Raw genomic sequence first — 11,627 nt, 5'->3', positions numbered from 1 at the left:
GATGGAGGGCCGACACGGTGTGGGCCCCTGGGAGGGCGAGTGGCCGGATGATCCGCGCTACGACCCGGAGTACCTCGAACACGGCGACACCCGAAACGTCGTCGACGCCTACCGTTACTGGTCGCTGGACGCGGTCGTCGCAGATCTGGATACGCGCCGGCACCCGTTCCATGTCGCTATTGAGAACTTTGAAAACGACATGAACATCGGCACCGTCGTGCGCACCGCGAACGCGTTTCTGGCCAAGGAGGTCCACATCGTGGGCCGGAAGCGTTGGAACCGGCGCGGCGCGATGGTGACGGACCGCTACCAACATATTCGTCACCACGAAACGGTCGCGGATCTCATCGAGTGGGCGAACGGCGAGGGCATCGCTGTCGTGGCCATCGATAACACCCCCGGATGCGTACCCCTGGAAACAGCCGAGCTGCCCCGCGAGTGCGTGCTCCTCTTCGGGCAGGAAGGCCCCGGCGTGACCGAGGCCGCCCAGGAGGCGGCGGTGATGACCTGCTCAATCGCCCAATTCGGCTCGACGCGCTCGATTAACGCGGGCGTGGCGGCGGGGATCGCCATGCATGCCTGGATCCGCCAGCATGCAGACCTGTCTCACGCGTGGTAGCAAAACGGCGCGGTCTGGCAATATAACAGGCAAAATAACTGGCAACACACGTGGAAACGTCACTACTTAGAGGAGACATCAGTGCCTGAAACCTGGGCGCATCGTGCTGATTTGGCGGAATCGGCAATTACTGAACGTCACGCCCAGAAGCTCTGGATGTTGCCGAAAACCAACATGGCGGTCGTCGCCTGGCCGCCGGGGCTGAAAGACAAGCTGTTTTGGCACTGGCACTACTGGTGGCAGGCGCAGTACCTGGATTGCCAGGTGGATGCGGCGATGCGACGTCCGACGAAGACGCGTCGGCGCCGGATCCTCCAGACGATGCGCACGATCCAGGGGCGTAGCCGCGGCCGCTTGACCCGCAACATTTACTACGACGACAAGGCGTGGCTCGCGCTTGCCTGGGCGCGTGCGGGACAGTTGCCGAAGAATAACGGCAAGGTGTCGTCGAAACGCTCGAAGGTGCTCGAGGATCTGGAGTTTGACCTGCTCTCGGGCATCGACCCGGTGGTGGGCGTGCTGCCGTGGCGTACGGGGGAGACGTTCTACAACATTCCGTCGAACGCGACCGCCGCGATGGTGTTCGCGCGCACGGGCCGGTTGGATAAGGCGCGCGAGATCGTCGACTGGATCTTTGACAACCTGGTGCGCGAGGACGGTCTGCTCAGCGACGGTGTTCGGATGCGCATGTCGGGGCCTGAGGTCGTCGATAAGATTTACACCTACAACCAGGGCACGGTGCTCGGCGCGAGCCTGGAGATCGCGCTCGCGCTGCGCGAGGATGTCGGCCTGGCCCACGACGAACCCATCGACTCGTTCGAAAACTCCGAGCGCGCCGATGCTTCCATGTTCTACATCACCCACATCCGCGCGATCGTGCAGGCCATCGCCCTGGAGATGGCCACCCCGCACGGCGTGCTGCTGAGCCCACCGGAGGAGTCCGGCGAGGGCGACGGCGGCCTGTTCAAGGGCATCCTCGCGCGCTACCTCGCCGACGTGGCCACGCGTCTGCCGGAGGATTCGAAGGAGAACATCGCCACGAAGAAGATCGCGGCGCGTCTGGTCATGCAGTCCGCCGAGTCGCTGTGGTCGCACCGCCTGGAGGTCGACGGCCTGCCGGTTTTCGCCGCGGAGTGGACCGAGGATGCGCGGCTGCCGCATAACTATGGGTTGGGGCCGGCGTCGATTAGCGAGGCCGTGGGGCTCGTGCGTATCGACGAACGCGACCTCTCCGTCCAACTCTCCGGCTGGATGCTGCTTGAAGCAGCGGCGAAGGTGTCTGCAGCAATGGCGTAAAACGGGCATACTGGTGTGCGTAAACGGTCCCAATCCCAGGAGGATTTTCATGCCTATCGCAACCCCCGAGGTCTATAACCAGATGCTGGATTCCGCCAAGAAGGGCGGCTACGCGTTTCCGGCGATTAACTGCACGTCTTCGGAGACGATCAACGCGGCCATCAAGGGGTTCGCGGAGGCGGAGTCGGACGGCATCATTCAGTTCTCCATCGGTGGTGCGGAGTTTGCGTCTGGTCAGGCTGTGAAGAACAAGGTGACGGGCGCGAAGGCGTTGGCTGCGTTTGCGCATGAGGTGGCGAAGCATTACGACGTCAACATTGCACTGCACACCGACCACTGCCAGAAGGAAGTGCTCGACGACTATGTGCGTCCGCTGATCGCATACTCCCAGGAACGCGTGAATGCCGGCGAGCTGCCGCTGTTCCAGTCTCACATGTGGGATGGTTCCGCGGTTCCTATCGACGAGAACCTGGAGATCGCCCAGGAACTCCTTGCTAAGGCTCGCGCTGCGAACATCATTCTCGAGGTGGAGATTGGTGTCGTCGGTGGCGAAGAGGACGGCGTTGAGGCGAAGGCCGGCGCGAACCTGTACACCTCGGAGGAGGACTTCGCCAAGACCGTTGATGCCCTGGGTACCGGCGAGAATGGCCGCTACCTGCTGGCCGCCACCTTTGGCAACGTCCACGGCGTGTACAAGCCGGGCAACGTGAAGCTGCGCCCCGAGGTCCTGGACATGGGCCAGAAGGTTGCGGAGAAGAAGCTCGGTCTGGCTGCGGGCACGAACCCGTTCGACTTCGTCTTCCACGGCGGTTCCGGCTCGGAGAAGGAGAAGATCGAGGAGTCCTTGCGTTACGGCGTGATCAAGATGAACGTGGACACGGATACTCAGTACGCGTTCACTCGCCCGGTTGTGTCGCACATGTTTGAGAACTACGACGGTGTGCTCAAGATTGATGGCGAGGTGGGCAACAAGAAGATGTACGACCCGCGTTCCTACCTGAAGAAGGCCGAGAACGCTATGGCTGCGCGCGTCATCGAGGCGTGCCAGGACCTCCACTCGGTGGGCAAGTCGGTTTCCAAGTAAGCCACTGCTTATCGACGACACCACCTCCCCGGGCCCACAGCCCAGGGAGGTTTTCCCTTTCGGGCCTAAGCTGTTTAACCATGGCTAAGCAGAGGATGGGCACGCGCGCGCGTCTGCAGTTGGTTGATAAGTCGCTGCAGTCGCGGGTGAAGCGTGTGCGGAAGCGGTTGTTGCCAATTTTGCAGATCGCCTTGGCCGCCGGGTTCGCGTACTACATTGCGCACGACGTGATGGGTCACGCCCGGCCGTTTTTCGCCCCGATTGCCACGGTGATCATCATTGGCATGACGGGCGGCGACCGTGTGTCGAAGTCGGTGGAGATGGCCATGGGCTGCGTGCTCGGCGTGCTGGTGGGCGACCTGATTTTCTACCGGCTCGGCGCCGGCGGCTGGCAGATCGCGGTGATTGTCGCTGGGTCGTTGTTGATCGCGTCGTTTTTGAGCAAGTCGGTTCTGGTGAATAACCAGGCTGCGATCGGTTCGATCCTGATCGCGACAATCATGCCGCCTGGTAGCGAGTTCACCGGCGTGGACCGCACTATCGACGCCATCATCGGCTGCCTGATCGCAATGGCAGTCATCGCCCTGGTGCCTCAGGCTCCGATGTCGGAGGCCCGCGCGGAAGTGTCCAAAGTGATGGGCATCGTCTCTTCGGTTCTCGACGACGTGGCCACCGGCCTCCGCGAACGCAACCCCAACATCATCGACGAGGCCCTCGAGCAGATCCGTGGCACCCAAACGGGTATCGATGACTTAGCCGCCGCGATCAAGTCCGGCGAAGAAGCCAGCCGTGTCTCCCCGTTTTTGTGGGGCACTCGCCGCTACATCAACTCCCTGGCGCGCGTGATCCCGCCGGTGGACAACGCGGTGCGTACCTCCCGTGTGCTCGCGCGCCGGGCTCACGTTCTTGTCGAGGACAGCGACACCATCACCGAACAACAAATCGAGCTCTTGGACACCTTGTCCCGCGTCTGCCTCGAACTTTCCGAGGTCTACGACGTGAACTCCCGCGTCGCCCAGGCCACCGTCATCCCGGAATGCGTCAACGAGTTGCGTGCTGCGGGCCAGGCCGCCGGCATGGATATCGTCCCCAAGGATGCCGTCCTGTCCGCCTACGCCATCCTCGCGCAGACCCGCTCCCTGATCGTGGACCTGCTGATGGTGTGCGGCATGTCCCGCGAGTCCGCCCTCGCCGCCCTGGTGCCTACTTCCACGACGCCGAAGTACGAGCCCGAAACCTTCGACTTCGACTAGCCCGTCCTGCGTCGGCGGTCTGCCCTCGCCCCGCTGCTCGCCCCGCGCGGCCCTGCCCCGCGCCGCCCTGTTGCCCGCCCTGCTCCCTGATCGTCTAGCTCCCTCGTGTCATGTCTCATGACTTTTTGGACATGGAGTCCAGTCACTTATTGGACACGATGTCTAGAGACTTTTTGGACACTGAACCGGTGAAATGGTCGGATGGCTATTTCATCGCACACACGCAGAAAGATCGCGGATTTCGATCCGGTCCGCGACGGAAAAACCATCAAGCAGTTTTGCAAGGATGAGCAGATCTCACGACAGACGTTTCATAACGTCAGGGATCGTATTGCTCGCCGTGGGCGGGCGGGTATTTTGCCGGACAGTACCGCGCCGACAAATCCCGCCCGCAAATACACCGAAGCGGATCGCCAAGCAGTCATCGATGCCCGATTCACGTTGCAAGAGCAGGGGCTAGACTACGGCCCGTTGTCGATCTTCTACCACCTGTTTGACACAATCGGCCCGGAGCGCACTCCATCTCGGTCGACCATCGCGAATTGGCTGCACGACGCTGGAGTAGTTGACGCGAATGCCCGCAAGCGCCCACGCAGTTCGTATAAGCGGTTTGCCCGCGACTTTGTGTGTGAACTGTGGCAGATCGATGCTGTGGTCTACCGGCTATTCGACGTCGAACATACCCAGGTCACGATCTATCAAGTTATTGATGACGCCAGCAGATTCGATGTTGGCACAAAAGCGTTTCCCCGGCCTGAAAACGGCGAGGATGCTCGCATCACCTTGAAAGAAGCATTCGACCGATACCGCAAACCGCAGGAAATCTTGTCGGACAACAGTGAAGCGTTTGCCACCTACCATCGCGGTCGTCTATCAGCCACAGAAGTTTGGTTGGCGAAGCAAGGTGTGCTGGCAATTGCTGGCTTCGCCCCAACTACGCAAGGCAAAGACGAACGCTCCCACCGCACGTTGGTGCAGTTTCTCGACGCACGCACACCGGAAACATTCGACGAACTGCAAAAAGCGCTTGCGGCCTACCGCGAGGTCTACAACAAACATCGGCGACATCAAAGCCTGCTCGTCGGCAAGATGCACATCACTCCCGAACAAGCCTGGGAAACGTTCCCGCAGGCTGAATCACCTACAACTCCGCTTGATCCTGAAGCGGTCTGGCAGCGCGTTGTCGACTACAACCTCGCCAACAACCCCCATGCAAAGCCGAAGCCTGCATACACAAACGACCCCGGGGAAGCTGCCACTTCACCCAGGGTCAACACCGATCGTGCAATCACCACGCCAGGTGCATCGCATACGGATACGACCAGCATAGACCCGTATGAAGCAGTCAAAAAGCAGCGCTTTGATATCCCCTTGGAACTGACCATCAGCCGCCACGGGGCAGTTCACATCCTCGGATACCCGCTGTATGTCGGATTGAGATTCAAAAGCCGCAAACTGCTCAGCCACGTTACTGCCGATAACGTCGCTGAATTCTTCACCGCACACGACGGAGAATTCCTCTTCAGTGTGCCGCTACCGATCAAGCTCAAACACCGCCCCACCGGTGGACAGATCAACATCAACCACGTCGAAGGCATGAAACACCGCCAACCACCCCAGCTGCGCCCCAACCTATCCAAACCCCGGCCAAAAAGACGCAAACCGAAACACTAGCCAAAGTCCAAAAAGCTCCTGGACTCCGTGTCCAATAAGTGGCTGGACTCCATGTCCAAAATGTTCATGGACATAACACGTCTAGCTCCCTCGCGGCACAACTAGACGTGTTATGTCCATAGAGTTTTTGGACAAGGAGTCCAGTCACTTATTGGACAAGGAGTCCGGTCACTTTCTGGACACGTCCTAGCCGTAGTTTTTCCGGGTGGGTTTGGCTCGCTTTGGTCTGGGTTTGGATAGGTCATGACGTAGCTTCGGTGGACGACGGTGCGTCATACCTTCGACGTGGTTGATGTTGATCTGTCCACCGGTGGGGCGGTGTTTGAGCTTGATCGGCAACGGAAAACTAAACAGGAATTCTCCGTCGTGAGCGGTGTAGAACTCGGCGACATTATCGACGGTGACGTGACTAAAGATATCTCTGTCTGCAAAGCGAAGACCGACATAGAGCGAGTAGCCGCAAACGGCAACGACACCGTGACGGTTGATGCGAAGCTCCAGTGGCACATCGATGTATTCGTATTCGAGTTTCTCCAACTCGTCTATGCTGGTTATATCCGTGTGTGATGCACCTGGTGTGGTGATTACAGGAACGGTTTTGAACCTGGGCGAAGTGGCAGCTTCCCCAGGATTGGGGTGTCATGATTCCGGTGGACGGTGAAACCCACCGATCTGGAAGGATTAAATCATGCCACGTAAGTATTCGGATCAGTTTCGTCAGCAGTGCATTGATGAGGTGTTGATGTTCGGCAAGACTCGTGGTGCCGTGGCCCAGGAGTACGGGGTGTCGTCCTCGTCGTTGGGACGCTGGGTGGCCAAAGCCGAAGGCACCTTGGGCACTGGTTCCGGCAGCCACATGCGCGCTGCTGATGCCGCGTCGCAGGACCCGGCAGAGATGGCAAAGCGGATCAAAGAGCTCGAGCGTGAAAACGAGTTTTTAAAAAAAGCGGCCGCCTTCTTCGCCACGGAGCACACCACGAGGACCTCTTCGCGGTAATTGCCCACTTCCACGAAGAAGGCAACCCCTGCCCCCGCTACCCAGTGTCAATGATGTGCCGTGTGTTGGAAGTATCCAGCTCCGGCTATTACGCCTGGCGCAAGCGTAGAGATACTCCGCCGGCCGGTGGCACACCGCGGGCGAAACGCGCGGCGATTACCGATCTGGTTATCGAGATCTTCAACGAGCACAACGGTTTTGCCGGGGCGCGCACTATCTACCGGCAGCTTCAGGCCCAAAACGTTGCAACCACGCTGTATGCGGTGCGAAAGATCATGGCTGACAACACGCTGCACACCAAGTACCGTCGCGCGTTTAAACGCACCACGATCCAAGACCCGCAGGCGAGCGCACGTGCTGATCTGCTTCGGCGCCGTTTCTACCCCGCGATGCCGACAACCTATCTGTGCGGCGACATCACCTACCTGCGCACCGCGCAGGGGTGGATGTATCTGGCCGTCGTGATCGATCTGAGCACACGGATGGTTGTCGGGTGGCAGATCGCAGACCGGATGAGTGCGCAACTTGTCGTCGACGCGCTGACCATGGCGCACGCGGCCGGTTTCGTCGCGGGCAACGCGGTGTTTCACTCCGACCGCGGCTCGCAGTACACTTCGAAGCAGTTCGCGCAAACAGCCAAGAAACTCGATGTGCGTTTAAGCACCGGCGCGGTCGGTGTGTGCTGGGACAACGCGGTTGCGGAGTCGATGTTTTCCACGTTGAAGCTGCATCTGCTGTACGAAAAGAAGCAGTTCGCGTCGAAGTTCGACGCCCGCTACGAAGTCGGACACTGGATCGAGGCGTACTACAACCGCCGCCGCATCCACTCCACCACCGGGCTGATCCCCGCCGAAGCAATGCGCCAATTCAAAACCCGCTGCGCCGACACACACGCCGCCGCAGCCTAACCCCCACAACCAAACACAACGGGTTTACCCGTCCACAAAATTTGACACAGCCCAGATCTTTTAGGGTTAAGCGACAAAATGTGTGTCTGCTATCGGCGTGTCGCGGGGGTTAGATGTGGCCTTTTTGGATGCCGATTGAGTGTGTGTACTCGGTATCGATACCGTTGTCGTAGAGGGCTGGTCGTCCTGTTTCATAGTCGGCTTGGTTCTCGTTTCGGGTCAGGGTTGTAACTTTGGCGAGTTGGTTCTGGCCCCAGTTGGACTGTCTGGCGATTTCTATTGGATCGCCAGGCAGTTCCGTTTTCAGATACAGCCACCAATCCAGCATTTTGCGTTGGTGCTCACCGCGTCTGCCGCGATGAGTTCTTGCAAGGAGCTTCAGCTGGGCGTTGATGCCGCCTTCAAGACTGTTGGTGGTGGATTTGATCCGGTGCGGCTTAAGCACGCCTTTCGGGGGCTTGAGGTAGACAAACAGCAGGTCATTGCGCCACAGGTGGTTGAGGCTGTTGTAGGCCTTGCGCACGTTGACATGGGTCCACACGAGTGTGTCTTTGCCTGTTTTCGGGTCTTTGACCTGTGTCTTTTCGTTGAGCCAATCCTTGTAGAGCGTGTGAAACTCTTGCAGTTGTGCACCCCATTGTGCAGCCTCGTCCAGGGTGGTGATGCGGGTGAGTTTCAGCGCGAGTCGGTAGATGGTGCGGCCAGCATCAGTGCGTGGTCGTGAGGTGGTGTAGCGGCGTACTCTGCGTTGGGCGTGCACGAGGCAGCGTTGGATTTTGGTGTTTGGCCAGCACGTTTTAATTGCGCTTGTGGCTCCTCGGCCACCGTCGATCACAGCGATCAACGGTGCTTCGATGCGCTCGAGCAGGCGCTTGTAGTCGTGTGTGGTTTCTTGTTTGCACCAGTGCCAGGCGATGACGTGGTCGAGCGTTGCCGCCACGATCAGACAGCCACCTGCGGTGTAGGTGCCGTCGATGAAGATCTGGTCGTAGACCCTGCCTGTATGGCCGATGGTCGGGTCAGGCACGTCAACCAGCCAAAAGGCATCGAATTTGCGCTGCAGCGTACGTGTCGAGCAGCTCATGTTGCCGGCGATCGCCGCAAGACTGGTCCCGGTGGTCAGGTGCTGGATGAACGCACGAAATAGGGCTGCGTTGGTGATATCGCTGCGCTGCTTGGTCAGTGAAGCACCGCAGATTTTGCACCGCCACCGGGTCGTCCCGTTGCTGGTGGTGCCGTTTCGTTTCATATCGCCGCCACAATGGCAGCGTGGTCGGTTCTTTGGCATTGGGCAACCGAACCACCGCCGCGTAGCACACCATGGCAGCCACACCGGGGATTTTCGCAAGAGAGGGCCAATATATGCTTTTGGAGCATATATTTTCCGCAAACGCGGAGTTCAGAGCATGAAAATCAACGATTCCGGACACACATTTTGTCGCTTAACCCATCTTTTACATCCGCAGGCTTCGGCTGTGCATGCGGGTTGTTGGCAAGGTTGTAGTCAACAACGCGTTGCCATATCACTTCAGGATCCAGCGGATCTGTTGGTGATTCAGCCTGCGGGAACGTCTCCCAAGCCTGTTGCGGTGTGATGTGCATTTTGCCGACAAGCAGGCTTTGATGCCTCCGGTGAGTGTTGTACACCTCACGGTAGGCCACGATCGCTGCTTGCAACTCGTTAAACGTTGTTGGTGTGCGCGCATCAAGAAACTGCACCAAGGTGCGATGGGAGCGTTCGTCTTTGCCTTGCGTTGTGGGAGCAAACCCAGCGATCGCGACGACGCCTTGTTCAGCCAGCCATATTTCCGTTGCTGACAAACGCCCACGGTGGTAGGTGGCAAATGCTTCACTGTTGTCCGATAAGAGTTCTTGTGGTTTGCGGTAGTTATCAAAGGCTGCCGCCAACGTGGTGCGAGCGTCTTCGCCGTTTTCAGGACGCATAAACGCTTTCGTTCCTACGTCGAATCTGCTGGCGTCATCGATGACCTGATAGATCGTGGCCTGGGTGTGGTCAACATCGAACAGGCGGTAGACCAAAGCGTCGATCTGCCACAACTCGCAGACAAAATCGCGGGCGAAACGCTTATAAGAACTGCGTGGACGCTTACGCGCGTTGACATCGACCAAACCAGCGTTGTGCAGCCAGGTCGCAATTGTTGTGCGCGATGGAGTGCACTCTGGGCCAACTGCGTCGTACAAGCGGTAGTAGATCGACAACGGGCCGCAGTCCAATCCCTGCTCTTGCAGATCGAACCGTGCGTTAATGACAGCCTGGTAGTCAGCGTCTGTGTATTTGCGGGCAGGGTTTTTCGGAGCAGTGCTATCCGGCAGAATGCCGGACCGTCCACGTTCGGTGATGCGGTTTTTCACGTTGTGAAACGTCTGGCGTGAGATCTGTTCTTCTTTACAAAACTGCGTGATGGTCTTGCCGTCGCGGACCGGATCAAAATCCGCGATCTTTCTGCGCTTGTGCGATGAAATAGCCATCCGCCCATTCCACCCGCACGCTGTCCAAAAAGTGTGTGGACATCGTGTCCAATAAGTGACTGGACTCCTTGTCCAATAAGTCACGAGACATGACACGGCACAACTAGACGATCTCGCCGCTACCGAACATCATGTGCAATATCACCTGGGAAAACTTCGAACCCGAATGCTGATCGTCTAGTAGGGAGCCTAGCCGAGCTAGACGATCAGCAAAACGAACAGCAAAAAGCCCCGGTTAGGAACATTCCCAACCGGGGCGAAAGCCAGGGGCGAACGCCAGGGGCGAAAGCCAGGGGCTAAACCCCTATACATGTTTTACTTGTTGTCTTCGACGACGCCGTCGGTCTCGAAGCGCTCCTTGCGTACCTCTTCAGAGACGCGCTCGGTGTCGCGGACGGTGTCCTTCTCCAGGGAAACCTTCTCTACCGGGACGGATTCCTTGGATACGGTGACGCGGTCCTCGTGAAGCGTGACGGATGCTTCCTGCTCGCCGATGTTGCCGTCGTAGTTTGCGCGGTCTGCGTCGGTGATCGGCTCGCGTACGATGCGGACTTCCTCGCGCTCGACCGGGACCTCGACGGTTTCGGTCTCCTCGACGACGTACTTACGCAGGCTGACCTGGCCGGATTCGACGCGGTCCTTGGAGACGTTGAGCTGCTCCTCGGAGCGGATCAGTTCGCCGTCGACGTCGGTGGTGCGGTCTGCGGCAGCGGCGCGCTCATTATCGACGACACCACGCTCACCGGCACCAGCACCAGCACCCGCGGCACCAGCACCCGCAGCACCAGCAGCACCGACACCGGCACCAGCAGCGGCGTGCTTACCGGTCTCGTAGGTGGTCACGTCCTCGGTGGTCTCCAGGCCGTAGTGGCGGTAGAAGGCGTCCTGGTCCTGGGTGGTCAGGTGGCCGTTTTCGTCGAGATCCGGTGCGTCCTCGATGCGGTCCTTGGAGAATGCGAGGTGCAGGTCGCCGTCGCGAAGCGTGTGGCCACGCAGCGGGACGATGGAGTCGCCGCCACCGAAGAGGCCGTGGCTAACGGATACGAAGTCCGGCTGGCCGGTGGAGTCGTTGACGTAGACGTCCTTGACGCCGCCGACTTTGTCGCCGTTGACGTCGTATGCGGTTGCGTTTGCAAGATCCTCGATGCGGTTGAGGTTAGTCATTGTTGTTTCTCCTTTTGATTTGTTGTTGCGAGAACGATTCCGACCGTAACGACGATCAACCATTCTGGCAGCGGACCCAACCTGAGCCTCGAAAAGTAGAACGGGTGTTCGAGCGACAAACACGACAAGTTCAGGTAGTCCC

General features: G+C 59.1%; 9 protein-coding genes and 2 pseudogenes. 7 read left to right on the top strand and 4 right to left on the bottom strand.

Annotation, left to right across the window (positions count from 1 at the left end; translation table 11 throughout):
* The first annotated feature begins 1 nt into the window (after position 1).
* The 5 genes from CCOY_RS10685 to CCOY_RS10665 all read left to right on the top strand — a co-directional run bounded on the left by CCOY_RS10685 (position 2) and on the right by CCOY_RS10665 (position 5,926).
* Positions 2-619, top strand: a complete 618-nt coding sequence (locus tag CCOY_RS10685) for a TrmH family RNA methyltransferase (protein ID WP_070423341.1) — start codon at positions 2-4, stop codon at positions 617-619.
* An 81-nt stretch (positions 620-700) separates the two neighbouring features.
* Positions 701-1,915 (top strand): glycoside hydrolase family 76 protein, encoded by a 1,215-nt coding sequence (locus CCOY_RS10680; protein WP_070615435.1) that lies wholly within the window; start codon positions 701-703, stop codon positions 1,913-1,915.
* A 49-nt stretch (positions 1,916-1,964) separates the two neighbouring features.
* The gene (fbaA, locus tag CCOY_RS10675; RefSeq protein ID WP_092100743.1) at positions 1,965-2,999 is read left to right on the top strand and encodes a class II fructose-bisphosphate aldolase; all 1,035 of its coding nucleotides are present in this window, start codon (positions 1,965-1,967) and stop codon (positions 2,997-2,999) included.
* An 80-nt stretch (positions 3,000-3,079) separates the two neighbouring features.
* Positions 3,080-4,252 carry an FUSC family protein gene (locus tag CCOY_RS10670; RefSeq protein ID WP_070569065.1) on the top strand — a complete coding sequence of 391 codons (1,173 nt, stop codon included), beginning with the start codon at positions 3,080-3,082 and terminating at the stop codon, positions 4,250-4,252.
* Between the two features lie 201 nt (positions 4,253-4,453).
* Positions 4,454-5,926, top strand: a complete 1,473-nt coding sequence (locus CCOY_RS10665; protein WP_092100742.1) for an integrase core domain-containing protein — start codon at positions 4,454-4,456, stop codon at positions 5,924-5,926.
* A 186-nt stretch (positions 5,927-6,112) separates the two neighbouring features.
* Here CCOY_RS10665 and CCOY_RS10660 read toward each other — a convergent pair whose 3' ends face one another.
* Positions 6,113-6,463 carry a hypothetical protein gene (locus CCOY_RS10660; protein WP_141761570.1) on the bottom strand — a complete coding sequence of 117 codons (351 nt, stop codon included), beginning with the start codon at positions 6,461-6,463 and terminating at the stop codon, positions 6,113-6,115.
* 151 nt (positions 6,464-6,614) lie between these two features.
* On the opposite strand from CCOY_RS10660, the gene CCOY_RS10655 reads away from it, so the two are divergent.
* Together CCOY_RS10655 and CCOY_RS10650 are read left to right on the top strand one after the other, a co-directional pair.
* Positions 6,615-6,923: a transposase gene (locus CCOY_RS10655; protein ID WP_070422110.1), complete on the top strand. Its 309-nt coding sequence runs from the start codon at positions 6,615-6,617 to the stop codon at positions 6,921-6,923.
* Positions 6,917-7,831, top strand: a pseudogene (locus CCOY_RS10650) (IS3 family transposase); the annotation flags it as partial. The gene CCOY_RS10655 and the pseudogene CCOY_RS10650, both read left to right, overlap by 7 nt.
* A gap of 109 nt (positions 7,832-7,940) precedes the next feature.
* On the opposite strand, the gene CCOY_RS10645 reads toward CCOY_RS10650, so the two are convergent.
* The 3 genes and pseudogenes from CCOY_RS10645 to CCOY_RS10635 all read right to left on the bottom strand — a co-directional run bounded on the left by CCOY_RS10645 (position 7,941) and on the right by CCOY_RS10635 (position 11,485).
* Positions 7,941-9,119, bottom strand: coding sequence for an IS256-like element ISCre1 family transposase (locus CCOY_RS10645; protein ID WP_092100740.1), 1,179 nt, complete (start codon positions 9,117-9,119; stop codon positions 7,941-7,943).
* Between the two features lie 185 nt (positions 9,120-9,304).
* Positions 9,305-10,321 (bottom strand): annotated as a pseudogene (locus tag CCOY_RS10640) (integrase core domain-containing protein); the annotation flags it as partial.
* Positions 10,322-10,636: 315 nt separating this feature from the next.
* The gene (locus CCOY_RS10635) at positions 10,637-11,485 is read right to left on the bottom strand and encodes a PRC and DUF2382 domain-containing protein (protein ID WP_092100733.1); all 849 of its coding nucleotides are present in this window, start codon (positions 11,483-11,485) and stop codon (positions 10,637-10,639) included.
* Positions 11,486-11,627: the final 142 nt, after the last annotated feature.

The sequence above is a fragment of the Corynebacterium coyleae genome (assembly GCF_030408635.1).
GTDB classification, from domain to species: Bacteria; Actinomycetota; Actinomycetes; order Mycobacteriales; family Mycobacteriaceae; genus Corynebacterium; species Corynebacterium coyleae.
This window is presented reverse-complemented; position numbering and strand designations above follow the sequence as displayed.